This is a genomic window from Flavonifractor sp. An4 (assembly GCF_002161755.1).
GTDB classification, from domain to species: domain Bacteria; phylum Bacillota; class Clostridia; order Oscillospirales; family Oscillospiraceae; genus Flavonifractor; species Flavonifractor avicola.
This window is the reverse complement of sequence record NZ_NFIL01000001.1, coordinates 212,063-235,986: the sequence shown is the minus strand read 5'-3', so window position 1 is coordinate 235,986 and position 23,924 is coordinate 212,063. Positions and strand designations below refer to the sequence as shown.

Below are 23,924 nucleotides of genomic sequence, written 5' to 3'. Positions count from 1 at the left end.
ACCGGTTATTCCTTACCGGTCCAGCAGTAGGTACAGATCTTGTCACGGTCGATGCCGATGGCCTCCAGCAGGCCATCCAGAGACTGATAGCCCAGGGAATCGAAGCCCATTTCCTTACAGATGGCCTTGAGCATACACTGGCCTCGCTCTGTGGAGGAGTCGGCATATTCCTCCAGATGCTGCTGCCCCTCGTCACCCTCCAGGTTCTGGATGGTGCGCCGAGCCAGCAGCTCCATGTCGGAGTTGCTGCGGGAGAAGTTCAGATATTTGCAGCCGTACATGATGGGGGGGCAGGCCGAGCGCATATGAACTTCTTCAGCACCAGACTCGTAGAGAAATTCTACCGTTTCCCTCAGCTGGGTGCCGCGGACGATGGAGTCGTCCACAAAGAGCAGCTTCTTGCCCTCGATGAGCTCGGGCACGGGGATCTGCTTCATTTTAGCTACCTGGTTGCGGGCCGCCTGATTGGCGGGCATGAAGGAGCGGGGCCAGGTGGGGGTGTATTTCACAAAGGGGCGGGCAAAGGGCTTGCCGCTGCGGTTGGCAAAGCCGATGGCGTGGGGCACGCCGGAGTCGGGCACGCCGGCCACATAGTCCACCTTGGGAAGCTGTCCTTTCCGGACCTCATCCCGGGCCATGATCTCGCCGTTGCGGTAGCGCATGACCTCCACGTTGACTCCCTCATAGTTGGAGTTGGGGTAGCCGTAGTAGGTCCACAGGAAGGCGCAGATCTTCATTTTGTCGCCGGCAGGGGCCAGGGTCTCCCAGCCTCTGGCGGTTACCTTGACCACCTCGCCGGGGCCCAGCTCGTAGGCGTCGATGTAGCCCAGCTTGTGGTAGGCGAAGGATTCAAAGGAGACACAGCAGCCCTCGTCGTTCTGGCCGATGAGTACCGGCAGACGGCCCAGCTTGTCCCGAGCGGCGATGATGCCGTCGGGGGTGAGGATAAGCATGGTGCAGGAGCCGTCAATCTCCTCCTGGGCGTGGCGGATGCCGGAAACCAGGTCGTCCTTCTGGTTGATGAGGGCGGCGGCCAGCTCGGTAGCGTTCACCTTACCCGAACTCATGGCCATAAACTGGTGACCATGGTCGGAGAAGTACCGCTCGATCAGCGCCTCGGAGTTGTTGATGATGCCTACCGTAATGATGGCGTACAGACCCAGATGGGAGCGCACCAGCAGGGGCTGAGGGTCGGTGTCGCTGATGCAGCCGATGGCGGAGCAGCCTTTGAACTCGGCCAGGTCTTTGTCGAACTTGGTACGGAAGGGGGTGTTCTCAATGTTGTGGATCTGGCGCTGAAAACCGATCTTGGGATCATAGACCGCCATGCCGCCCCGCTTGGTACCCAGGTGGGAATGGTAGTCGGTGCCGAAGAACACGTCCATGACGCAGTCGCGCTTAGAGATAGTGCCAAAGAAACCGCCCATGCCTTACTTGTCCCCCATCAGACGGCGCATGACCTCTTCATAGGCCTCTTCGGCGCCGCCCAGATCCCGGCGGAAGCGGTCCTTGTCCAGCTTCTCGTGGGTCTTCTCATCCCACAGGCGGCAGGTGTCGGGGGAGATCTCGTCGGCCAGCACGATGGTGCCGTCGGCGGTCTTGCCGAACTCCAGCTTGAAGTCCACCAGATCGATGCCGATCTCCTTCATGAAGCCCTTCAGCAGGTCGTTGACAGCAAAGGCGTACTTCTTGATGAGCTCGATCTCTTCCTTGGTGGCCAGCTTCAGGGCCAGAGCGTGATAGTCGTTGATGAGGGGATCGCCCAGGTCGTCGTTCTTATAGGAGAACTCGATGGTGGGCTCGTCAAACACGATGCCCTCCTCCACGCCATAGCGCTTGGCGAAGGAACCCGCGGAAATGTTGCGGATAATGACCTCCAGGGGGACGATGGATACCTTCTTCACGGCGGTCTCGCGGTCGCTGAGCTCCTCCACATAGTGGGTAGGCACGCCCTTTTCCTCCAGGCGGCGCATCAGGTTGTTGGTCATGCGGTTGTTGATAGCGCCCTTACCGGTGATGGTGCCCTTCTTAAGGCCGTTGAAAGCGGTAGCGTCGTCCTTGTAGGACACAATGACCACCTGGGGATCGTTGCTGGCGAAAACCTTCTTAGCCTTGCCTTCGTAGAGCTGCTCTTTCTTCTCGTAAGCCATGACGTGATGCTCCTTTTTCTATTCTAAATTGATTTGATTACAGTTTTTCTACAATATGGCGGTCTTTTTCCATCACTTCTTCCGCCATGCGGGCCTTGAACTGGACCAGCTTGTCGGTCAGTTCAGGATCGGACAGGGCCAGCATCTGAGCGGCCAGGATAGCGGCGTTGTCAGCGCCATCCACCGCCACGCAGGCCACGGGGATGCCCTTGGGCATCTGGACCATGGACAGCAGAGAGTCCAGGCCGCCCATCATGGATGTCTTGATGGGAACGCCGATGACGGGCAGGGTGGTGTAGGCGGCCAGCACACCGGCCAGATGGGCGGCCTTGCCGGCAGCGGCAATGATAACACCGAAACCGTTTTCCATGGCGTGGGAGGCCAGTTCCTCAGCGGCAGCAGGGGTGCGGTGGGCGGAAATAATGCGGACCTCAGCGGGAATGCCGAAGGACTGCAGACGCTGGATGCAGGGGCGCATGGTGTCCAGATCGGAGTCGGAACCCATGACAACAGCAACTTTTTTGCTCATAAGACCCTCCTGTATACCTAAAAATTTTTCAGGGCTGGAAAAAATAAATCAGGGCATCCGGTATACGGATGCCCTGACGGTTTCAGACCCTGAGGTTGGACAGGTTGGTGCCGTGGATGGATCGCCAGTTTGCGTAAAACCAGTGCAGTGATGACATCCCCGTACCTCCCCATTTGTTTGATTCATGTAAAATAATATCGGATTTTTTTGTGCTTGGCAAGGGCACTGGTGGATTTTTGTCTTGTTATACAACTTTGACGAAAAAAGGAAGGGGTACGTTGTGGAAGAAGAGAGGAACCGCTCCGAAAGAGGTTGCGTTCCGGAGCGGCAGAGGCTATACTTGCCATAGGAAGAATCCATCGAAAAGGGGAGGTGGCCCGAGTGAAATCCAGCCGGAACGAGACGGTAAAAAACAGTGTGGGACGAGCGCTGTTCGTGGCTCTCAGCGTACTGCTCCAGGCGGCCTGGATCGTAGGGCTGGTGCTGCTGCTCAACGACTATTATTATGCTGTCTCTCTTATCACCAGCGTGCTGGCCTTCCTGGTGGTGCTCAATCTCTATGGCAAGCAGATGACTGGCCCTATGAAGGCCTCATGGATTATTCTGATCCTTTTTTTCCCTGTGATGGGCCTGTGCATCTATCTGATGTTTGGACGTCCCAACTGTACCCGTGTCATGCGCCGGCGGTTTGAGCGCCTCCAGCAGCGGACCCAGGACCTCCTGCCCGACAGTGAGACGGTGCTGGCCCGGATGGAGGAGCAGGACAAGGGGATCGCCAATCAGCTGCGCTATTTCTCACGACGGGCCGGGTTTCCAGCCTATGAGAATACCGATGTAGAGTATTATGCCACGGCGGAAGAGGGGTTGGAAGCCCAGAAGCAGACCCTGCGGCAGGCGGAACACTTTATCTTTATGGAGTACCACGCCATTGAGGACTCCGAATCCTTCCACGGCCTGGAGGAGATTCTGGTGGAGAAGGTCCGGCAGGGGGTGGAAGTGCGGCTGCTGTACGACGACATGGGCAGCATGGGCTTCATCAGCCCGGCTTTTATCAAACGAATGGAAAAGCTGGGCATCCAGTGCCGGGTATTCAATCCCCTGATGCCGGTACTCAATATTTTTATGAACAACCGGGATCACCGGAAGATTACCGTCATTGATGGTAAGGTGGGCTTTACCGGCGGTTACAATCTGGCGGACGAGTACTTTAACCTGACGCATCCCTTTGGCTGGTGGAAGGACACGGGGGTCAAGCTGACGGGGGATGCGGTGCCCAGTCTGACGGTGATGTTTCTGACCATGTGGAACGGGATCAAGGAGACCGACAAGGACTTTGCCCCCTTGATGTAACAGAAAAAGCCTGCCGGAAATTTTCCGGCAGGCTTTTTTGAATCAACTGCGTCCGCTGACCGCATGAAAGACGGCCACCGAGCGGGGACCCATCTGAAGTCCATTGCCGCTGAACAGAGGACCGGCGGCAAAGGGATCGGGGCAGGCGGTATGGAGCACCAGACTCCACCGCAAGCCGGAGGGCAGCTCAGGCAGGCCCTGCCAATGTGCCTCCCAGTGGGAATTGACCGCCAGCAGAATCAGGTCGTCGGCGGTGTCATCCTGGTTCCGGCCGGTGAAGAGCACGCCGATCTGCCGGGTCTGCTCATCCATCTTGGCGTTCCAGGCCGCCCCATTGTGAAGGGACACCGAGGGCCAGCCGCACCGGGCGGGGGCGGTCTCTCCCCGGATAATGGGGTGAGCCTTGCGGAAGGCGATCATTTGCGAGACAAAGTGGAACAGATCCTGGTGGTTTTCCAGCCGGGACCAGTCCAGCCAGGAGATCTCGTTGTCCTGGCAGTAGGCGTTGTTGTTGCCGAACTGGGTGTTGGCAAATTCGTCCCCCGCCAGGAACATGGGAGTGCCCCGGCTGCACAGCAGCACGGCGAAGGCGTTTTTTATCAGCCGGTCCCGAAGGGCCAGCACCGCCGGGTCCTCGGTGTCCCCCTCCACGCCGCAGTTCCAGCTGTTGTTGTCGTTGGCCCCGTCGGTGTTGCCCCAGCCGTTGGCCTCGTTGTGCTTGACGTCGTAGGAGTACAGGTCGTACAGGGTAAAGCCGTCGTGGCAGGTGAGGAAGTTCACCGAGGCGTTCTGCCGCTGGGAGGGGGGATACAGGTCGGCGGAGCCGGTGATGCGCTGGACCGCCGCCCAGGCCAGACCTCCGTCTCCCTTCAGGAAGCAGCGCAGGTCGTCCCGGTACTTGCCGTTCCATTCTGCCCACCGGTTCCAGGAGGGAAAGGACCCCACCTGATACAGTCCGCCGGCGTCCCAGGCTTCGGCAATGAGCTTCACCCGGCCCAGGATGGGATCGAAGGCCAGACTCTCCAGCAGGGGCGGTTCGGACAGGGGAGCGCCGTCGGTGTCCCGGCCCAGAATGGAGGCAAGGTCAAACCGGAACCCGTCCACCCGGTACTCCACCACCCAGTACCGCAGACAGTCCAGAATGAACTGCCGCACCACCGGATGGTTGCAGTTGAGGGTGTTGCCCACCCCCGAGAAATTGTAATACTTGCCGTCGGGGGTGAGCATATAGTAGATATTGTTGTCCAGGCCCTTAAAGGAGAAGAAGGGGCCCTGCTCGTTGCCCTCGGCGGTGTGGTTGACCACCACATCCAGAATGACCTCGATGCCGTGCTCATTTAAAGTGCGGATCAGGTGCTTGAGCTGGGTGCCCTCGTGGTTGAACTCCGGGGTGGCGGTGTAGCTGGTATTGGGGGCGAAGAAGCAGACGGTGTTGTAGCCCCAATAGTTGAGCAGTTGACGGCCGTCCACAATGCGCTCGTCCGCCATCTCGTCAAACTCGAAGATGGGCATCAGTTCTACCGTGTTGACGCCCAACTCCAGCAGGTAGGGCAGCTTCTCCAGCAGGCCTTCAAAGGTGCCCGGGTGCCTGACGCCGGAGGAGGGATGCTGGGTAAAGCCCCGGACGTGGGTCTCATAGATGATCATATCCCGGAAGGGGAGATGGGGGTCGTGGAAGTCCCCCCAGTCAAAGATATCCTCCACCACCCGGGCGTGGTAGGAGCAGCCGGGGGTCTGGTTCACGCCCCAGATGCTCTGGCCGGTGACCGCCCGTGCATAGGGGTCCAGCAGGTATTTGGTTTTGTCAAAGAGCAGGCCCCGGTCCGGGTCATTGGGACCGTCCATCCGGTAGGCATATTCGATCTCGTAGATGTCCAGGTCAAAGACGATCATGGAGAAGGTGTTGCCGATACGAAAGTTCTCCGGGAAGGGCAGGATGGCGAAGGGCTCCTGCTGGGTGCGGCGGAAGAGGCACAGCTCGCAGTAGGTGGCGTTGATGGAGTGGATGGTGAAGCTGACTCCGCCGGGCACCACGTTGGCGCCGTTGAGGAGAAACAGGCCGGGCCGTACCCGAAAGCCGGAGATGTTGTTGGTGGCGGCCAGGGGTTTGGCGGGCAGCAGGGGGATAGGCTTTGGGACCATGGGAAAGTCTCCTTTAAAAAAGAGGGGCGCTGCATCGGTGTGCAGCGCCCCGGCTTTTATTTGGCGTAGTAGTTGATGAGGCAGCCCGCCAAAACAATATCACGTTCTTCGCGGGTCATACCGGGCAGCTTCAGGGTGACGGTGTGCTCCGTACCGTTCTGGATAAGGACGGCGGGGATCACGTCGGCGCCGCTGTCCAGGGCAGTGCGGACGCCGGGGATGTACAGCTTGTCGCCGGGCTGGATGTTCCAGTTCTTTACGTCCTCGTTGATGAAGGGCAGCATACCCCAGTTCACCACGTTGGAGCGGTAACGCTTGGTGGCGTACTCAGCGGCCAGGTTGGCCACGCCGCCCAGCACACGCTGGCAGGAGGCAGCCTGCTCACGGGCGGAGCCGTCGCCGGGCTTGAGGGCCATGACCAGGGAGCCCAGGCCGGTGTTGGCGGGATCATGGCCCATCAGGGCCTCCTTCACCTCGGGGGCCTCGGGGTTGGTACGGCGCAGCTTCTCCACAGCCAGCACTTCCTTGGCCCGGGGCACATACTGGGGATCCTTCCGGCTCAGAGCGAACTCGGACAGCTTGATGGGGTTGGAGCGGTAGGAGGAGGTCTCGCCGGAGGGAATCAGCTCGTCGGTGGTGGTGACGGGATCATAGATGGCGGAGCAAACGGTGAGCAGCAGGTTGTCGGGCAGAGCCACCTGCTCCGGCCAGTCGGCGATGTTGGGACCAAAGACCAGCTCCTGGCTGGGATCAGCCTTGCCCACGCCGAAGTACACCCGGGCCTTGTAGGGAGTGTCGTCATAGGCGAAGGGCTCCACGGCGGGATCAGCAGGGGCGTTGGGCAGTTCGTCGGCTCCGGTAAGGGCACCCCCGTTGAGGGCGGTGGCGGCGATGGAACGGGCGTCCATCAGGGCCACATAGGACACCTGGCCGTCGGAAGGCTTGGAGCCCTCCCGGTTGGGGAAGTTGCGGGTGGAGTGGCGGATGGAGAAGGCCCCGTTGGCGGGCACGTCGCCGGCGCCGAAGCAAGGACCGCAGAAGCAGGAGCGGATGGAAGCGCCAGCCGCCATCAGGGAGGCGATGTAGCCCCGGCGGGTCAGCTCCAGGTTGACGGGCTGGCTGGTGGGGTAGACGGACAGCCAGAAGGCGTCGGAGCCGATGGCGTGACCATCCAGCACCTGGGCCGCCCGGACAATGTTCTGATAGGTGCCGCCGGAGCAGCCGGCGATGACACCCTGATCCACCATGAACTTGCCGTCCACGATCTTGTCCAGCAGGGAGGCAGGCTTGCTCTTCAGCTTCAGCTGGCGCATAGTGTCCTCGTCCACCTGGTGGAGGAGGTCGGCCATGTTCTCCTTAAACTCCTGGATGGTGTAAGCGTTGGAGGGATGGAAGGGCAGGGCGATCATGGGCCGGATCTTGTCCAGCTCCACATGGATAACGCCGTCATAGTAGGCGCCGTCAGCGGGGGTCTGGGGCTTGAACTCGCCGCCGCGGCCCAGCACCGCCAGGTGGTCCTTCAGGGTGTCGTCGGCCACCCACACGGAGGACAGGCAGGTGGTCTCAGTGGTCATGACGTCGATGCCGGAGCGGTAGTCCATGGACAGGTTGGCCACGCCGGGGCCGAAGAACTCCATGACGGCATTCTTGACGGTGCCGTCCTTGAAGGTGGAGCGGATCAGCTCCAGGGCCACGTCCTGGGGACCCACGCCGGGGATGGGGGCGCCGGTGAGATAGATGGCGATAACCTTGGGATAGCTGATGTTGTAGGTCTTTTCCAGCAGCTGCCGGGCCAGCTCGGGGCCGCCCTCACCGATAGCCATGGTGCCGTAGGCGCCGTAGCGGGTGTGGGAGTCGGAGCCCAGGATCATCTTGCCGGGGGCGGCGTACCGCTCTCTCATATAGGAGTGGATCACGCTCTGGTGGGCGGGGACGAACTCGCCGCCGTACTTCTTGGCAGCGGACAGGCCGAACACATGGTCGTCCTCATTGATGGTGCCGCCCACGGCGCACAGGGAGTTGTGGCAGTTGGTGAGCACATAGGGGAGCGGGAACTCCTTCATGCCGGAAGCCCGGGCGGTCTGGATGATGCCGACGTAGGTGATGTCATGGGAGGCCATGGCGTCGAACTTGATGGCCAGACTGTCCATAGAATCGCTGGTGTTATGGGCCTTCAGAATGGAATAGGCCATGGTGCCTTTCTTTGCCTCCTCGGGAGCGGGCAGGCCGGCGGCGGGGCCGTCCTGGACAGGCACAAAGGCGTTGTTTTTATAGTAGACGCCCTGACGGGTGATGTTCAGCATATGATTCCCTCCGATGCTCTTGAATTATCTTTCATCATACCAACTTTTTCTTGCAAGTGCAAGAGCTTTGTCCGTCATTTTCTGGGTGATGAAATTTATGTCAACTTTTTCTGCCGGTGTTTTCTTGACGGCTCTATGGGAAATAGGATAAAATATGTCGAAGATATCCCAGTTCTGGCAAGGAGCATACCATGAAGAAACGCATATTTACGCTGTTTTTGCTGCTGGCGGTGGTAGTTGGACTGTTTCCGGCCGCTATGGCGGCGGGGACGGAGCAAATCACCGTCCGGTTTTATAATGAGGTGAGCCAGCGTTACAGTGAACCCACTGTGACCGATCGTGTCAATCTGACTCTGGACGGGGAGGCGTTGATACCGGAGGACGTGCCGGCGCTGGCCTACTATCCGGAGGGAAGCACCAACGGCCGTACCCTGGTGCCTGTCCGGCTTATCTCCGAGGCACTGGACGCTACAGTGACCTGGGTGCCTGAGACCCGGCAGATCATCATCCTGCGGGAGGAGAGCACCATTGTACTGACGGCAGGCAGCGCCACGGCCCTGGTGGACGGTCAGGCGGTGGAGCTGCCCGACGGAGTGCCCGCCGGCGGCGTCATGTGGGATGGTAAGGAGAGCACCATGGTACCCCTCCGCTTTGTGTCCGAGCAGTTGGGGGCCGGCGTGGAATGGGTGGGGGAGACGGCCACAGTGGCCATTACCTCCCCGGAGGAGCCTCAGCAGCCAGACCCCACCCAGCCCCAGGAGGGAGATCTGGGGTGGATTACCGAATTGTCTTTTGATGAGGAGGAGCAGACCTTTACCATCACCGCCGACCATACGCCCAAGTACCGCATTGTGGACCTGGGGGACCGGCTGGCCATAGACTTGCTGGGGGCAGTGTACGCCCCGGCGGTAGGGAAAGATCTGACTCTTCAGGTGGAGAGCGACGCCATTGAGAAGATCCGCTGTTCTCAGCATGGGGATGATCTGGGCTACGGGTATCCCCACACCTTGCGGGTGGTGCTGGACCTGGCCTCCGGTGTCAGCTATGCACAGCATCTGTCCGTATCTTCCGGTGGGAATCAGGTGCGGGTCAGCGTCACCGATGTGCCGGAGCAGCCGGAGGTGCCCCCTCTGGATCCGAGCAAGATTACCATTGCCATTGATCCCGGCCACGGCGGCAATCAGCCGGGTGCGGTCTATCCCGATGAAAATGGAAATGATGTAAAGGAAAAAGATCTGACCCTGCCCATGTCCCTGATGCTGGCAGATATCCTGGAGGAGCGGGGGTACAACGTGGTACTTACCCGGACAGGGGATGACTCGGTGAGCCTGGCCGACCGGGCCAAAATGGCCAACGCCGCCCAGGCGGAGGTCTTTGTCAGCATCCACTGCAATGCCCTGGACCGGACGGATTATGAGGGGATCTTTACCTATTATTATCCAAACAGCACCCGGGGAGAGGCCTTGGCCAAGCAGGTACAGGCCGGAGTAGTAGCTTCCACCGGCGGCATCGGGCGTGGTACCCCCTCCGCCAATTTCCAGGTGCTGCGGGAGACCACCATGCCCGCCGTGCTGGTGGAAACCGGATTCATGACCCATCCGGGAGAGCTGGCCCGGTTGTGCGACCCTGATTACCAGCAAAAGATCGCCCAGGGCATCGCCGACGGTGTGGAGGCCTATCTGAAAGCGGAGATATAAAGAAAAAACAGCGCTTCATCTGATGATGCAGATGAAGCGCTGTTTTTTTGAAAAAAGGATTAAAAAATCTTGCGTCCGGCCAGTTCATCCTTCTGGATGGAGGTGTTGACTATCTCGAAGTGGGTGAAGGTGGCCCGGATGGCGGCCAGCTCGTCATGGTCGGCCAGGGCCTGGGCCAGCTGGATATGGGCGTTGTGCAGGAGGGAGGCCTGTTCCTTGTCCTCCATGATGCGGACGTAGACGGTGCCGATAAAATCATTTACGGTGGCCCGGATAGCGCCGAACAGGGAGCGGATCAACTTGTTGCCCGAGGCGTCGCACAGCAGGTTGTGAAATTCCTGGTCGTAGTGGGAGGCCTTTTCTGCATCCGTTTCATCCCGCATTTTTACAGCCAGTTCCATCAGGCGGGCGGCCTGGCCGGGCAGAATACGGTTGGCGGCCAGACGTGCGGTCTCACTTTCCAGACCGCGGCGTAGCTGGCTGACCTGCAGGTAGTTGGTCTCACCCAGCAGCAGCATCATGCGGAAACTGGCGCTCAGGTTTTGTTCCAGGTCGCAGGTGAGGAAGTTGCCAGCACCGTGGACACTGGAGATAAAGCCCATCAGACTCATGGTGCGCAGGGCTTCCCGGACGGAATTGCGGCTGACACCCAGCAGTTCAGCCAGATCCCGCTCCGGCGGCAGCCGCTCTCCCCGCTGGAGATTGCCCTTCCAGATCTCGCTCTGGATATAGTTTACCACCTTTTCATAGGTGCGTTCCGATCGTTCGTTCATGGAGCCTCCCAATTCGGTCATATTCTGTCACCGCGCTATTGTATCACAAAAAAAGTGAGGACACAACCGGAACCCGTTGCTCCTCGTATCAGGAGAAAAGACAGAGACACCGGCAAGGATGGATCGGCCTTGTCGGTGTCTCTGCGTTCATATGGAGGAAGACGATACGCGGAGCAGGTCCGCGAGAATAAACCGGGCAAGCGGTTTATTCACAAAAGGAAATTATTTGACGCCCATCCAACCGGAGATGACCATACGCTGGACCTCGGAGGTGCCCTCGTAGATCTCGGTGATCTTGGCGTCGCGCATCATGCGCTCGAAGGGATACTCGCGGGTATAGCCGTAGCCGCCCACCAGCTGCACGCAGCGGCGGGTTACGTCGCTGGCGGTTTCAGAGGCGAAGAGCTTACCCATAGCGGCCAGATGGCTGTAGGGCTCGCCGTTCTGCTTGGCCTGAGCGGCCCGGTAGATGAGCAGACGGGCGGCATCCACCTTGGTCTGCATATCGGCCAGCTGGAACTGGGTGTTCTGGAACTGGCTGATGCGCTTACCGAACTGGATGCGCTCCTGGGTGTACTTCACGGTCTGATCGATGCAGCCCTGAGCGATGCCCAGCGCCTGGGCGCCGATGCCGATACGGCCACCGTCCAGGGTCATCATGGCAATCTTGAAGCCCTTGCCAACCTCGCCCAGCAGGTTCTCCTTGGGCACCTTGCAGTTGTCGAAGATCAGCTCGCAGGTGGAGGAGCCGCGGATACCCATTTTCTTCTCGTGGGCGCCCACGCTGAAGCCCGGGGTGTCCCGGTCCACGATAAAGGCGGAAATGCCCTTGGTGCCCAGGGACTTGTCAGTCATAGCGAAAATCACGAACACGGAGGCATAGCCGGCGTTGGTGATGAAGATCTTGGAGCCGTTGATGAGCCAGTGATCGCCCTTATCCTCGGCGGTGGTTTTCTGCATGGCGGCGTCGGTGCCAGCGCCGGGCTCGGTCAGACCAAAGGCGCCCAGCTTCTCGCCGGAGCACAGAGCGGGCAGATACTTCTGCTTCTGCTCCTCGGTGCCGAAATGCTCGATGGGCCAGCAGCACAGGGAGGAGTGAGCGGACACCATGACGGAGGTGGTGGCGCAGTGCTTAGCCAGCTCCTCACAGCAGGCGATGTAGGTCAGATAGCTCAGACCGGCGCCGCCGTATTCCTCAGGATAGGCAATGCCCATCATGCCCATGTCGGCCAGCTTGTGCCAGGTCTCCTCGGGGAAGCGCTCCTGCTCGTCGATCTCGGCGGCCAGAGGGGCCACCTCCTTGACGGCAAAGTCGTGGAGCATATCAATGATTTCCTGTTCTTCTTCGTTGAATTTGAAATTCATAAAACAGCACTCCTTCTATCATGGGCGGCGAACGGTGTGACCGGCGGAAGGGAGAGGGGAGAGGGGAGCAGGGGCGGGGGGACGCCCCTGCCGGTCTTGCCGGCCGTTCCGGCCGCGGCCCAACGGGTCTGACAATATTTAACCTTTCATCTTCTTGATCTCGGCGGTCAGAGCGGGCAGCACCTCGAAGAGGTTGCCCACGATGCCGTAGTCGGCAACACCGAAAATGGGGGCGTCGGGGTCCTTATTGATGGCCACGATCACATCGGAGGAGCTCATACCAGCCAGATGCTGGATAGCGCCCGAGATGCCGCAGGCGATGTACAGCTTGGGTCCCACGGTCTTGCCGGTCTGCCCAACCTGATGGGAGTGAGAGATCCAGCCGGCATCCACAGCGGCGCGGGAGGCGCCCACGGTGGCGCCCAGAGCGTCGGCCAGCTCACGGATGGGCTCAAAGCCCTCAGCGCTGCCTACGCCGCGGCCGCCGGCCACGATAATATCGGCACCCTCCAGATCCACCAGCTCACCGGCGGTCTCCTTGATGACCTCCAGGATCTCGGTGCGGATGGACTCGGCGGGGAAGGAGAAGTCCACCTTCACGATCTCAGCCTTGGCCTCACCAGCCTCGGGCTTCTTGAACACGCCGGGACGGACGGTGCCCAGCTGGGGACGGTGGTCGGTGCACAGGATGGTGGCCATCAGGTTGCCGCCGAAGGCCGGACGAGTCCAGGCCACACAGCCGGTCTCTTCGTCGATAGCCAGGCCGGTGCAGTCGGCGGTCAGGCCGGTCTGCAGTCGGCTGGACAGGCGGGGGCCCATGTCACGGCCATTGGGAGTGGCGCCGATGAGCATGGTAGTGGGACCATAGGTCTCCACCAGATGATTCAGCGCCGCCACATAGGCGTCGGTGGAATACTGACGGAACTCCTCGCCGTCGATGTAGAGCACCTGATCGGCGCCGTGGCAGGCGGCCTCGTCCACCGCGGCTTTCACGCCGCAGCCGATGACCACAGCCACCAGCTTGCCGCCCTGCTTGTCGGCCAGTTCACGGCCGGGGTTCAGCAGCTCGATGCCCACGTTCTTGGCGGAGCCGTCCTCCTTGGTTTCTACAAATACCCAAAGGTCCTTGGTTTTCGCTTCCATGTTGTACGCCTCCCTTAAATCACATGGGCCTCGCTCAGCAGCGCGAACAGCTTCTGAGCGGATTCTTCGCCGGTCTCTTCCTTAATCACCACGCCGGCCTCCTTGCGGGGGGGCACGAAGGTCTTTTTCACCTTGGTGGGAGAACCCTTCAGACCGGCCCGGGCGGGATCGATGGCGGTCAGCTCGGCGGAGGTCAGGCTCTCGATGACTGCCTTGCGGGCGGCCATCTTCCGCTTGATGGTGGGGAAGCGGGGGTCAAAGGCGGGCTTGGTAAAGGTAATGAGGCAGGGGGTCTTGACGCCGATCAGATAGTTGCCGTCCTCACCCTCCTTCAGGATGTGCAGGGTGCCGTCGGCGTTGGTGGCCTCCAGGGCGTAGGTGACCTGGGGATAGTCCAGCAGCTCGGCCAGCTCGGGACCCACCTGAGCGGTGTCGCCGTCGATGGCCTGCTTGCCGCAGAAGATAGCGTCGAACTTGACGCCCTCCAGCTCCTCCACCTTGGAAATGGCATTATAGAGGATGTAGCTGGTGGCCAGGGTGTCGGAACCGCCGAACATACGGTCGGTGACCAGATAAGCCTTGTCGGCGGCGATGGCCAGAGCCTCACGCAGAGCGGCCTCGGCCTGCTTGGGACCCATGGACAGCACCACGATGTGGGTGTCGGGGTCCTTGTCCTTGATGCGGGCGGCGGCCTCCAGAGCGTAGCCGTCAAAGGGATTGATGATGCTGGGAACGCCGTCCCGGACCAGGGTATTGGTGACGGGATCGATCTTGATCTCCGTCGTGTCCGGGACCTGCTTGATGCATACCAGAATATTCATAACGAAACTCCTTTCCGAACGATCACAGAGTGCAGCACACCTTGCCGGGATTGAGGATCATCTTGGGATCAAAGACCTTCTTGATGCCCTGCATCAGCGCCATATTCACCGGGCCAACAGCCTCGGCCAGGTATTTGACCTTGCCATAACCGATGCCGTGCTCGCCGGAGATCTGTCCGCCCAGCTCCACAGCCTTCTGATAGATGGCGCTGAGGAACTGATCCACCTGCTTGCGGAACTCGGCCTCGTCCATGGTGTTGGAGCACTCATAGATGTGCAGGTTGCCGTCGCCGGCATGACCGAAGTACTTGACCTCGAAGTCGTAATTGCTCTTGGTCTCGTTGACAAAGGCCACGTAGTTGGCGATCTGATTGACGGGAACCACCACGTCGCATTCGTCCAGCAGCTTGGTCTGCTCCTCGATGCCCTCCAGGAAGGAGGAACGGGCGGCCCAGGCGTCCTTCAGCTTGCCCGGGGTGTCGGCAATGAGCACGTCCAGCGCGCCCTCCTCCACCAGCATCTCGGCAGCGCTCTCCACAATGGGATCCAGCTCGTCCATGGAGTCGCCGTCGAAGGTGAGCAGCAGATAGGCACCCACATCCACGCCGTCAAAGGTGTGGGGGAAGGCCTGCTTGCCCAGATACTCCTCGGAAGAGACCAGGATCTCCTTCTCAAAGAACTCTACGGCCTGGGGCTTGAAGTGATTCATAAAGATCTTGGGCACAGTGGAGATGCAGGCGTCCAGATCCTCGTAGGGGACGATGAGGCTGACGGTGGCCTTGGGGGCGGGGATGAGCTTCAGGGTCAGCTCAGTGATAATGCCCAGGGTGCCCTCGGAGCCCACCATCAGGTTGGTCAGGCTGTAACCGGAGCTGGTCTTGGACACGGTGCTGCCGAAGTGGGTGATCTCACCGGTGGGGAGAACTACGGTCATGGCCCGCACATAGTCACGGGTGGCGCCGTACTTGACAGCCCGCATACCGCCGGCATTGGTGGCCACGTTGCCGCCCAGGGTAGCCATCTTCTCGCCGGGATCGGGGGGATACAGGCAGCCGTGAGTGAGGGCGTCGTCGGCCAGCTGCTGCAGCAGCACGCCGGGCTGAACGGTAACGGCGAAGTTTTCAAGGTCATAGCTCAGGATCTTGTTCATCCGCATGGTGCACAGCACCACGCCGCCGCACACGGGGGTGCAGCCACCCACCAGGCCGGTGCCGGCGCCGCGGGTGGTGACGGGGATGTTGTTGTCGTAGCAGATCTTGACGATGCCGGCCACCTCTTCGGTGGTGAGCACGTCAATGGACACCTCAGGCATCTTCACGCCGTAGATGGGCATTTCGTCCCGGGCGTAGTCAGGATTGACGTCGGCCCCCACCACGACGCGGCCGGGTACCACCTGCTCCAGCTGAGCGATGATTTCAGGCGTGACGGGATTGTACGTTGCCATAAGTAGAACCTCCTCCATACATAGTGAAAGAAATAGAAATAAACGGATGGAAAACGGAACTTACTCCCGTACCATGACGGAAATACCATTGGGAATGACCACCAGATGGGCGTCGGCGCCCTTGGCCTGACGGGCCCGCTCCAGGGCGGTGTCCACGTCGGGGGCCCACTCCATCTTCATGTCCTCGATGGTCTGGCGCTGTTCGGGAACGGTGACGTAGATCACGCGGTGCTTGCACAGGACCCGGGCCAGGATCTGAAATTCCCACTGATCCGGCTTGGTCTGATCCTGCGGCGTGGCCAGGATCTCATCGGTCAGGGCCTGGGGGGAGGAGGCGTCCCGCAGGGCATGATAGAAACTGTCCCCGCCGGCCCCGTCTATGCAGGAGCTGACCATAATGAGCACGCCGCCCTCGGCCGCGGCAGCTTCCGCCGCGGTGAGGCCCTTGACGCTCTGGTAGATGTTCTGATCCAGGGGGTAGCCGCCGTTGCTGGAGATGACGATATCGCCCCGGCGCTCCGGCTTGACCTGGCAGTAACCCAGCAGGAAGTCACAGCCCTTGCGGTGGGCGGTCTCCGGGTCGCCGGCAAAGGCGGCCACTACCTTCTTGTCCTCGTCAATGATGACGTTTACGATGTAAGCCAGCTTGGCCATCCTGGCCGCCGCCAGCATATCGGTGTGAAGCGGATTGCCGTCCAGCACGCCGGTGCGGGCGCAGGGGGAGGCAATAAACTTGGAGCAGTGGTTGCCCAGAACGGTGACCTGATCGCACACGCCGGGCAGCACGCTCTTGCGGCCGCCGGAGAAGCCGGCGAAGAAGTGAGGCTCAATGAAGCCCTCGGCCACCAGCAGATCGGTCTCCACAGCCAGACGATCGATGACGCAGTCGGCACCGGAGGGAAGCACGCCGATCTTCACGTTGGAGGCGGCGTCCCGGCTGTCGTGAATCACGATGGTTTCATGGTCCACGATGTCCTGACCCAGCTTGCCAACCAGCTCCTCTTTGGTGGTGGGGCGGTGGAAGCCGGTGGCAACCAGCAGGGTGATCTGGATGTCCGGATTGCCCCGGCGCAGCTGGGCCAGCATATGGGGCAGAATGTGCTTGCTGGGCACCGGACGGGTATGATCGCTGATGATGATGGTGCAGGTTTTCTTGCCGGCGGCCAGCTCCTCCAGAGGCTTGGAGTCGATGGGGTTGGCCATGGCGGCCAGCACCAGGGCGTCCTCTGAGTCGGAGGCAGTCAGCTCCCCGATGTGAGAGGTGAGCACCTCAGCCCCGGACAGATCCGCGTGCAGCGTCATGCCGGAAGATCCAAAGGGAATGGTAAGGGCCATTCGAAATACCTCCTTGCAGATCGGAATTAAGAATGAAGTGGTACAACCACTTTGCTGACGTCATCACTTTACCACAATTTTTGAAAAATGCAATCCCAAGTTTTTAATTTCTCACATATTCCGAAAAAATGGGTTTGAATTTATGCAAAGTGCCAATTTTGAGCTGAAATAAAGAAAGGGAGTGGACAATTTGCTGGTACGAATTTATAATAAGACCAGTCAGTTTATCGAAATATCATTTACTGCGGAAAAGTATGGAAAAATTAAGGAGGGAGAGAAGGGCGAATTTCGGTTTTTGTATTTTGATTGGTAGAACCAATAAAAAGTGGGCCGCCGCCCTGTGTCCGGCGGCGGCAGGAGACAAAGGAGGTCCCGTTTTCAATGCCGTTGTTGATGTCGATCCTTACGCTGCTGCCTATTGTCTGGCTGATAATTGCGCTGGCTGTTCTGAAAATGCCGGGCCATCGCGCCTGTCTCATCGCGCTGCTGCTCACGGCGGTGCTGGCCCTGACCCTGTGGAAGATGCCGCCGGTGGATTGCCTGACCTCCGCCCTGGAGGGCTTTGCCGCGGCCCTGTGGCCCATCATTCTGGTCATCATCGCCGCCATTTTTACTTACAATCTGTCTTTGCGCACCGGCGCTATGGATGTGATCAAGCGGATGCTGTCCAATGTGTCGGGAGACCGGCGGGTCATCATCCTGCTGATCGGCTGGTGCTTCGGCGGATTTCTGGAGGGAATGGCGGGCTTTGGTACCGCCGTGGCCATTCCCGCCGGTATGCTGGCAGGTATGGGTATGGACCCGGTGCTGTCCTGCCTGGTGTGTATGCTGGCCAACGCCTTCCCCACGGCCTTTGGCTCGGTGGGTATTCCCACCACCACGCTGGTCAGTGTGACCGGGCTGGATGCCATCCCGCTGGCCTTTACCACCGTGGTGGAAATGGCTCCCTTCATGATCCTGATGCCCTTCCTGATGGTGATTGCCGGCGGCGGTGGCGTCAAGGCCCTGAAAGGGGTGGTGGGTATCACCCTGGTGGCCGGTCTGTCCTTTGTGGTGCCTGAGCTGGCGGTGTCCTACTTCCTGGGGCCGGAGCTCACGGTAGTGGTGGGCAGCGTGGTGTCCCTGGCCTGCACGCTGGCCATGGCCCGGCTGCGGAAAGGTAAGCCGGTGCCCGCGGAATATCAGATGTCCAGTGGGCAGCCCGCCCAGACGGGGGAGCGGGGGACGATGTCCCCGGTGGTGGCCTTTTTGCCCTTCCTGCTGATCTTTGTGCTGCTGCTGCTTACCTCCAAGCTGGTGCCGCCGGTCAACAGCTTCCTGTCTCAGTTTGCCTCGTCCTTCAAGATCAGCACCGCTGAGACGGCGGGGCTGACCTCCTTCAGTTGGGTCAACACCCCCGGTGTGGTCATCTTTGTGGCGGCCATCATCGGCGGCGTGGTGCAGAAGGCAGGGGCACGGTTGATGTGGGAGACCTTCCTGGCCACCCTGAAGCAGATGAGCCGCACCATCGTCACCATTATGGCGGTATTGGCGGTGGCTAAGATCATGACCTATTCCGGCATGATCTCCGACATGGCAGGGCTGTTTGTCTCCATTACTGGTGTGTTCTATCCCTTTGTTTCCCCCATCATTGCCGCCATCGGCGCCTTTGTTACCGGCAGCGGTACCAACACGGAGGTATTGCTGGGCCGGCTTCAGTCGGAAGCGGCCACAGCCATCGGCGCTTCGCCCTACTGGCTGGCGGCAGCAAACTCTGTGGGTGCCGGTATCGGAAAAATCCTCTCTCCCCAGTGTATTGCCACCGCTGTGGCGGCGGTTGGCCTGGTGGGTCAGGACAGCAAGGTGCTGTCCGCCGTGCTGAAATGGGCAGTCCTCATGCTGGTACTGGCCTGTATTCTGGTGGGCTGCTTCCAGTGGCTTGCCCCTTATCTGGTTGGCTGAAATCAAATACCCCCGGACCGCTGTTTTCAGCGGTTCGGGGGTATTTTGATAGTTACTGTATGGAGCCGTCGGGGGCTACGATGGCAACCCGCAGGGGAATATTCTTTCCGCTGGCGGCCACGGCGTTCTGGACTGCCCGCTGGATACCGCCGCAGCAGGGTACCGTCATGCGGACTACGGTGACACTCTTTACGTCGTTACCCGCCAGAATGGCAGTCAGTTTCTCAGTATAATCGCCCTCATCCAGCTTGGGACAGCCGATGAGAGTTACCCTGCCCTTGATGAAATCCTGATGGAAATTGCCGTAGGCGTAGGCTGTGCAGTCGGCGGCAATGAGCAGATGGCAGCCGTCGAAGTAGGGGGCATTGATGGGCGCCAGCTTGATCTGTACCGGCCACTGACGCAGCTGGCTAGGTACCTGCCCGGCGCAGGGGGAAGGGAAGGCTTCATCACGATGGATGGCCCGGCTCATGCTGCCGGGGCAGCCGCAGGGCAGGGGAGCGGCCGCCTTCTCCTTGGCCGCCTTGGCAGCCAGCACGGCAGCGTGGTCGTAGGCAGGAGCTTCCCGCTCTTCAAACGTGATGGCTCCGGTGGGGCAGGCGGGCAGACAATCGCCCAGCCCGTCACAGTAGTCCTCCCGGGTCAGTTTGGCCTTACTGTTTACCATCTCGATGGCGCCCTCGTGGCAGGCGGCGGCACACAGGCCGCAGCCGTTGCACAGGGCCTCGTCAATTTTTATGATCTTGCGTTTCATATGGAACGCCTCCTTGTGTTTGTGTGAGCCAAGCATACCAGAGCTGTGCCCTGCGGTATGTTGCAGCAGCAACACAAACAGAAAAAAAGATGTCTGCGCATAGCGCAGACATCTTTTTCTCGCAATCAAACATCAATCCCTGAGATACTGCTTGACCAGCTCCTGCAACAACTCGTCCCGGTCCAGCTTACGGATGAGGGCCCGGGCGTTGTTATAATTGGTGATATAAGTCGGGTCCTCCGAGAGGATGTACCCCACGATCTGATTGATGGGGTTATATCCCTTCTCCTGAAGGGAGTTGTATACGGAGGTCAGCACCTCTTTGATCTCAGGATCTTTTTCATAACGGATGCTGAATTTGCGAGTGTAATCGGTCTCCATACCTGTCGCACCTCCTAGTTCAATCTGTTTTCCATTGTAGCCGAAAATGCTTGTGCTGTAAAGGGGGAGTGTGAAAATTTATCAATCTTTAAGATGTTGGAAAGGAAAATATCTGGTAGATGCAACCATTGGATGGGTGCTGTGGTATTATGGATACCAGAGGACCGGCGGGGCCTGCGCTTACGGGCATGAGCGCAGGAGAAATCGGCGGCCTCCGGATGCCCGTAAGGGAGGGGAAAGACCATGACAGACGAGCGGAAAGCCAGAGCTCAGGTGGAGCGCTGGGGAGATATGGTGTGGCGGCTGGCCCTGGCCCGCACCCGCCATATCCAGGACAGCGAGGATGTGTTCCAGGAGGTGTTTGTCCGCTTCTTCCGCCATGAGGAGGAGCTGGACAGCGATGAGCACCGGAAGGCCTGGCTGATCCGCTGTACCCTCAACTGCACCAACACCCTGCTGTCCGCTCGCTGGCGGACCCACCTGCCCCTGGAGGAGGCGGTGACAAAGGCCATGGAACCGGCGGACCGCACGGTCTATGAGGCAGTGCTGTCCCTGCCAAAAAAGTACCGGACTGCCCTTCATCTGCATTACTATGAGGGGTATTCGGTGGAGGAGATTGCTGTCCTCACCGGGGCCAAGGCGGGCACAGTGAAAAGCTGGCTGTCCCGGGGGCGGGACCGGCTGTCTCAAGCGCTGAAAGGAGACAAGTGACCATGATGGATGAATATAAACGGGCCAATGATACCCTCCATCCCACCCATTCCGCTGTGGAGCGGGCGGTGAAAGAGAAGGTTTCCAAGAGAAAAAGAAGGCCGCTGAAAGCACTGGTGCCGGCGGGAGTGGCGGCTGTGGCAGCCGTAGCCCTGCTTATCACCGGTATCCCCGGCACGGACGGCGAGACCGGCGGCGGTCCATTGACAGGCAGCGCCTATGCCATTGCCTTGCCGGAGTACCCCAATCTGCCCAAGCACCCAGCTGAACCCCTGGGGGGCAGCGACGCGGAGTGGGAGCAGTTCAATGCAGACCTGGATGTCTATCTGGATGCCTGGGAGACCTACCAGGATGAGACCGCCAGCCTGCGTGATACCCCTGAGCTGACTGCCGCCCTGGCGGACTATACCGGCACCAGCGCCGCCCTGGCTCTGGCAGGGGAGGGCAATCGGGTCTATTCTCCCGTATCCCTGTGGTTTGCTCTGGCCATGCTGAGCGAGACTACGGACGGAGAAACTCAGCAGCAGATACTGGATGCTTTAGGGGCTTCCGATGTGAATCAGCTGCGGGAGTGGGCCGACATCCTGTGGCACACCCTCTACCTGGATGACGGCACCGCCGCCACCCTGCCGGGCACCTCCATCTGGCTCAACGAGAAGTTAGACTTCCACCAGGACACCCTGGAGCGGCTGGCGGAGTACTACTACGCCGGCTCCTTCCGGGTCCCCATGGGTACCGGCGAGGCGGACAGCGCCATCACGGAGTGGGTATCGGAGCAGACAAAAGGCCTTATTGGCTCCGACGGCAAGGTGCTAACCACCAGGGCCGAGACTCTGGCGGTGCTGGCCTCCACACTGTACTTCCAGGCCCGGTGGAGTGACGAGTTTGATCCCAGCCTCACGGCGGAGGATGTGTTCACCGCTGCGGACGGCAGCGAGACGACGGTGGATTTCATGCACAAGACCCAGACCGCCGGCTTCCTCCGCCAGAACGGCTACCAGGCGGCCAGCCTGGGCACCACCGGCGGCACGATGACCTTTGTCCTCCCTGACGAGGGGGTCACCCCCGCCGAATTGCTGGCCGACCCGGATTTTCTGACGGAACTCACCGATTCTGAGAGTAAGATCTACGGCGAGGTCCAGTGGTCGGTGCCCAAGTTCGATGTCAGTTCCGATCTGGATTTGATTCCTGCCCTGACAGGTATGGGGATCACCGACGTGCTGTACAGGGGGAGGGCCGGCTTCACCCCCCTCGTCGACCTCACTCCGGTGTGGCTGGAAGAGGCCAAACAGATCACCCGGGTGAAGGTGGATGAGGAGGGGGTGGAGGCCGCCGCCGTCACCCTGCTGGCTGCCGACACCTCGGAAGCCATCGTAGAGGACCCCGCCATCTGCGTCATGGATCTGGACCGGCCCTTCCTGTTCGTGATCCGGGACGGGGATGCCGTCCTTTTTGTGGGCGTGGTGGAGCAGGTATAAGCACAGCCCCCGCGGCAAGATGCCGCGGGGGCTGTGTTCGTTTATACCAGGGGAGCCAGCACACGCAGGATGGATCGGAACAGCCGCCGGGGCCAGGAACGCTCCAGGCACTGCTCCAGGGTGACTTTTTGGCTGGCCAGCTGGGTGGCCAGAAAGTCGGCCTTGATGTCCAGCACTGTGGGGTCCTGGTAGAGGAGCACCGCGTCCTCAAAGTGGAGGAACATACTGCGATAGTCCATGTTGATGGTGCCTACCACGCCGCACACATCGTCGGACACCACATTTTTGGCATGGACAAAACCGGGGGTGTACTCAAAGATCTGTACTCCAGCCTCCAGCAGAGGCTGGTAGTGGGATCGGGTCAGCTCAAATACCAGCTTTTTGTCCGGGATATGGGGGGTGATGATGCGTACATCCACTCCGGATTTGGCGGCGTTGCACAGGGCGGTATTGACGCTGTCGCTGACGATGAGATAGGGAGTCATGATATAGACGTACCGCTTGGCCTTGGAGATCAGGTTCAGATATACTGTCTCACCCACCGGCTCATTGTCCAGGGGATTGTCGGCGTAGGGCTGTACAAAGCAATCTTTTCCCAGAACAGCCTCGGGAGGCAGGGCGGTGGGCCGCAGGGCAGCATAGTCCACCTTGATCTCCCGGATATATTCCCACATGGTGAGGAACATCACCGTCATGCTCCAGGCTGCTTCTCCTTTTACCAGGATGGCGCTGTCCTTCCAGTGACCGAAGCGGGGTTTCTGGTTGATATACTCGTCGGCCAGGTTGATGCCGCCGGTAAAGGCGGTATGGCCATCAATGATACACAGTTTCCGGTGGTCCCGGTTGTTCATGCGGATGGAGATGACTGGTTTGAATCTGTTGAAACAGCAGCAGGGAATGCCGGTTTCCTGCTCAAATGTTTCGGCGTAATTGGCGGGCAGGGTGCCAAGGGAGCCCACATCGTCATAGATCACCCGTACGTCCACGCCGGCAGCGTGCTTTTCCTTCAAAATCTCCACGATGGAGTCCCAGAACACACCGGGGGCCAGGATGAAATACTCCAAAAAGATATAATGTTTGGCCTTTTTCAATTCCTCCAGCATGGCGGGGAAGGCGTCGTCTCCCAGCGGGAAGTACCGTGTCCAGGTATTGGTATACACCGGGCAGCGGGCATATTGCTCCAGATAGCGGGCCTGATTTACCGCATCCTGGCCCAGCACGGAGAGTTTTTTTGCTTTGTAATCGTCCTCCAACTGCTCCAGCATGGTACGGTCCATACCTTGCATCTTCCGGCGCATCCGGGCAGACAGCTTGTTGCCGCCGCACAGCAGATAGACCAGCCAGCCAAACATGGGGAAGAGCAGGATGGGGATGATCCAGGCGATCTTATACCCCGGATCGGTCTGCCTGCGGACAATGACCAGTACAGCCAGCAGAGAGAGTACGACACAGGCCCAGTATACGTAGACATAGTAACTCCAGGCCCATATCATGGGCACCAGAAGCACGGTGGCCTGCAAAATGATGAGCACAGCCACGATCACCGAGCGCTGAAAGAGAAAGGAAGATAGCTTTTTGATGTTCACGGGGTTACTCCTTGCCGCATG

Annotated in this window: 19 protein-coding genes; 5 read left to right on the top strand and 14 right to left on the bottom strand. The window is 59.9% G+C overall.

Going from position 1 to position 23,924, the window contains the following annotated elements:
• Positions 1-5: 5 nt before the first annotated feature.
• From B5F94_RS01005 to purE, 3 genes are read right to left on the bottom strand one after another with little or no spacing between them, the layout of a single operon-like run.
• Positions 6-1,427, bottom strand: coding sequence for an amidophosphoribosyltransferase (locus tag B5F94_RS01005; RefSeq protein ID WP_087326744.1), 1,422 nt, complete (start codon positions 1,425-1,427; stop codon positions 6-8).
• Positions 1,428-1,430: 3 nt separating this feature from the next.
• Complete coding sequence (gene purC / locus B5F94_RS01000) at positions 1,431-2,150, bottom strand: phosphoribosylaminoimidazolesuccinocarboxamide synthase (protein ID WP_087189080.1); 720 nt, start codon at positions 2,148-2,150, stop codon at positions 1,431-1,433.
• Positions 2,151-2,187: 37 nt separating this feature from the next.
• A complete protein-coding gene (purE, locus tag B5F94_RS00995; RefSeq protein WP_087189079.1) occupies positions 2,188-2,679 on the bottom strand; it encodes a 5-(carboxyamino)imidazole ribonucleotide mutase in 492 nt (163 codons plus the stop codon).
• 381 nt (positions 2,680-3,060) lie between these two features.
• Between purE and B5F94_RS00990 the strand changes: the two genes are divergently transcribed.
• On the top strand, positions 3,061-4,029 hold the full coding sequence (locus B5F94_RS00990; RefSeq protein WP_242965523.1) for a phospholipase D-like domain-containing protein: 969 nt from the start codon (positions 3,061-3,063) through the stop codon (positions 4,027-4,029).
• Between the two features lie 42 nt (positions 4,030-4,071).
• Here B5F94_RS00990 and B5F94_RS00985 read toward each other — a convergent pair whose 3' ends face one another.
• Both B5F94_RS00985 and B5F94_RS00980 read right to left on the bottom strand, forming a co-directional pair.
• Entirely contained in the window at positions 4,072-6,171 is a 2,100-nt protein-coding gene (locus B5F94_RS00985) for a glycogen debranching protein (RefSeq protein WP_087326736.1), read from the bottom strand.
• 56 nt (positions 6,172-6,227) lie between these two features.
• Positions 6,228-8,474, bottom strand: a complete 2,247-nt coding sequence (locus B5F94_RS00980; protein WP_087326733.1) for a hydratase — start codon at positions 8,472-8,474, stop codon at positions 6,228-6,230.
• A 191-nt stretch (positions 8,475-8,665) separates the two neighbouring features.
• On the opposite strand from B5F94_RS00980, the gene B5F94_RS00975 reads away from it, so the two are divergent.
• On the top strand, positions 8,666-10,171 hold the full coding sequence (locus B5F94_RS00975; protein WP_087326730.1) for an N-acetylmuramoyl-L-alanine amidase family protein: 1,506 nt from the start codon (positions 8,666-8,668) through the stop codon (positions 10,169-10,171).
• A 59-nt stretch (positions 10,172-10,230) separates the two neighbouring features.
• On the opposite strand, the gene B5F94_RS00970 is transcribed toward B5F94_RS00975, so the two are convergent.
• From B5F94_RS00970 to larA, 6 genes are all read right to left on the bottom strand, one after another.
• Entirely contained in the window at positions 10,231-10,944 is a 714-nt protein-coding gene (locus B5F94_RS00970; protein ID WP_158100230.1) for a FadR/GntR family transcriptional regulator, read from the bottom strand.
• Between the two features lie 222 nt (positions 10,945-11,166).
• Positions 11,167-12,309: an acyl-CoA dehydrogenase gene (locus B5F94_RS00965; protein ID WP_087326724.1), complete on the bottom strand. Its 1,143-nt coding sequence runs from the start codon at positions 12,307-12,309 to the stop codon at positions 11,167-11,169.
• 138 nt (positions 12,310-12,447) lie between these two features.
• The gene (locus B5F94_RS00960; protein ID WP_087326720.1) at positions 12,448-13,452 is read right to left on the bottom strand and encodes an electron transfer flavoprotein subunit alpha/FixB family protein; all 1,005 of its coding nucleotides are present in this window, start codon (positions 13,450-13,452) and stop codon (positions 12,448-12,450) included.
• A gap of 14 nt (positions 13,453-13,466) precedes the next feature.
• Positions 13,467-14,273, bottom strand: a complete 807-nt coding sequence (locus B5F94_RS00955) for an electron transfer flavoprotein subunit beta/FixA family protein (RefSeq protein WP_087326717.1) — start codon at positions 14,271-14,273, stop codon at positions 13,467-13,469.
• 22 nt (positions 14,274-14,295) lie between these two features.
• Complete coding sequence (locus B5F94_RS00950; protein WP_087326713.1) at positions 14,296-15,717, bottom strand: FAD-binding oxidoreductase; 1,422 nt, start codon at positions 15,715-15,717, stop codon at positions 14,296-14,298.
• Positions 15,718-15,777: 60 nt separating this feature from the next.
• Entirely contained in the window at positions 15,778-17,052 is a 1,275-nt protein-coding gene (gene larA, locus B5F94_RS00945) for a nickel-dependent lactate racemase (RefSeq protein WP_087326710.1), read from the bottom strand.
• A 381-nt stretch (positions 17,053-17,433) separates the two neighbouring features.
• Here larA and B5F94_RS00940 point away from each other — a divergent pair, with 381 nt between their 5' ends.
• On the top strand, positions 17,434-18,993 hold the full coding sequence (locus B5F94_RS00940) for an L-lactate permease (protein WP_087326707.1): 1,560 nt from the start codon (positions 17,434-17,436) through the stop codon (positions 18,991-18,993).
• 52 nt (positions 18,994-19,045) lie between these two features.
• Here the strand turns inward: B5F94_RS00940 and B5F94_RS00935 are convergent, their stop codons facing one another.
• Positions 19,046-19,747, bottom strand: coding sequence for an ATP-binding protein (locus tag B5F94_RS00935; RefSeq protein WP_087326704.1), 702 nt, complete (start codon positions 19,745-19,747; stop codon positions 19,046-19,048).
• Positions 19,748-19,879: 132 nt separating this feature from the next.
• Positions 19,880-20,128 (bottom strand): IreB family regulatory phosphoprotein, encoded by a 249-nt coding sequence (locus B5F94_RS00930; protein ID WP_087189243.1) that lies wholly within the window; start codon positions 20,126-20,128, stop codon positions 19,880-19,882.
• A gap of 243 nt (positions 20,129-20,371) precedes the next feature.
• On the opposite strand from B5F94_RS00930, the gene B5F94_RS00925 reads away from it, so the two are divergent.
• Together B5F94_RS00925 and B5F94_RS00920 are read left to right on the top strand one after the other, a co-directional pair.
• Complete coding sequence (locus B5F94_RS00925) at positions 20,372-20,839, top strand: RNA polymerase sigma factor (protein WP_087326700.1); 468 nt, start codon at positions 20,372-20,374, stop codon at positions 20,837-20,839.
• Between the two features lie 2 nt (positions 20,840-20,841).
• A complete protein-coding gene (locus B5F94_RS00920) occupies positions 20,842-22,317 on the top strand; it encodes a serpin family protein (RefSeq protein ID WP_087326697.1) in 1,476 nt (491 codons plus the stop codon).
• A gap of 41 nt (positions 22,318-22,358) precedes the next feature.
• On the opposite strand, the gene cls is transcribed toward B5F94_RS00920, so the two are convergent.
• The gene (gene cls, locus B5F94_RS00915) at positions 22,359-23,903 is read right to left on the bottom strand and encodes a cardiolipin synthase (RefSeq protein WP_242965522.1); all 1,545 of its coding nucleotides are present in this window, start codon (positions 23,901-23,903) and stop codon (positions 22,359-22,361) included.
• Between the last annotated feature and the right edge of the window lie 21 nt (positions 23,904-23,924).

What these genes read in the sequence shown, in the direction of transcription:
- B5F94_RS01005 (WP_087326744.1), bottom strand. Translation starts at nt 1,427, where the DNA reads ATGGGCGGTTTCTTTGGCACTATCTCTAAGCGCGACTGCGTCATGGAC.
- purC (WP_087189080.1), bottom strand. Translation starts at nt 2,150, where the DNA reads ATGGCTTACGAGAAGAAAGAGCAGCTCTACGAAGGCAAGGCTAAGAAG.
- purE (WP_087189079.1), bottom strand. Translation starts at nt 2,679, where the DNA reads ATGAGCAAAAAAGTTGCTGTTGTCATGGGTTCCGACTCCGATCTGGAC.
- B5F94_RS00985 (WP_087326736.1), bottom strand. Translation starts at nt 6,171, where the DNA reads ATGGTCCCAAAGCCTATCCCCCTGCTGCCCGCCAAACCCCTGGCCGCC.
- B5F94_RS00980 (WP_087326733.1), bottom strand. Translation starts at nt 8,474, where the DNA reads ATGCTGAACATCACCCGTCAGGGCGTCTACTATAAAAACAACGCCTTT.
- B5F94_RS00975 (WP_087326730.1), top strand. Translation starts at nt 8,666, where the DNA reads ATGAAGAAACGCATATTTACGCTGTTTTTGCTGCTGGCGGTGGTAGTT.
- B5F94_RS00970 (WP_158100230.1), bottom strand. Translation starts at nt 10,944, where the DNA reads ATGAACGAACGATCGGAACGCACCTATGAAAAGGTGGTAAACTATATC.
- B5F94_RS00965 (WP_087326724.1), bottom strand. Translation starts at nt 12,309, where the DNA reads ATGAATTTCAAATTCAACGAAGAAGAACAGGAAATCATTGATATGCTC.
- B5F94_RS00960 (WP_087326720.1), bottom strand. Translation starts at nt 13,452, where the DNA reads ATGGAAGCGAAAACCAAGGACCTTTGGGTATTTGTAGAAACCAAGGAG.
- B5F94_RS00955 (WP_087326717.1), bottom strand. Translation starts at nt 14,273, where the DNA reads ATGAATATTCTGGTATGCATCAAGCAGGTCCCGGACACGACGGAGATC.
- B5F94_RS00950 (WP_087326713.1), bottom strand. Translation starts at nt 15,717, where the DNA reads ATGGCAACGTACAATCCCGTCACGCCTGAAATCATCGCTCAGCTGGAG.
- larA (WP_087326710.1), bottom strand. Translation starts at nt 17,052, where the DNA reads ATGGCCCTTACCATTCCCTTTGGATCTTCCGGCATGACGCTGCACGCG.
- B5F94_RS00940 (WP_087326707.1), top strand. Translation starts at nt 17,434, where the DNA reads ATGCCGTTGTTGATGTCGATCCTTACGCTGCTGCCTATTGTCTGGCTG.
- B5F94_RS00935 (WP_087326704.1), bottom strand. Translation starts at nt 19,747, where the DNA reads ATGAAACGCAAGATCATAAAAATTGACGAGGCCCTGTGCAACGGCTGC.
- B5F94_RS00930 (WP_087189243.1), bottom strand. Translation starts at nt 20,128, where the DNA reads ATGGAGACCGATTACACTCGCAAATTCAGCATCCGTTATGAAAAAGAT.
- B5F94_RS00925 (WP_087326700.1), top strand. Translation starts at nt 20,372, where the DNA reads ATGACAGACGAGCGGAAAGCCAGAGCTCAGGTGGAGCGCTGGGGAGAT.
- B5F94_RS00920 (WP_087326697.1), top strand. Translation starts at nt 20,842, where the DNA reads ATGATGGATGAATATAAACGGGCCAATGATACCCTCCATCCCACCCAT.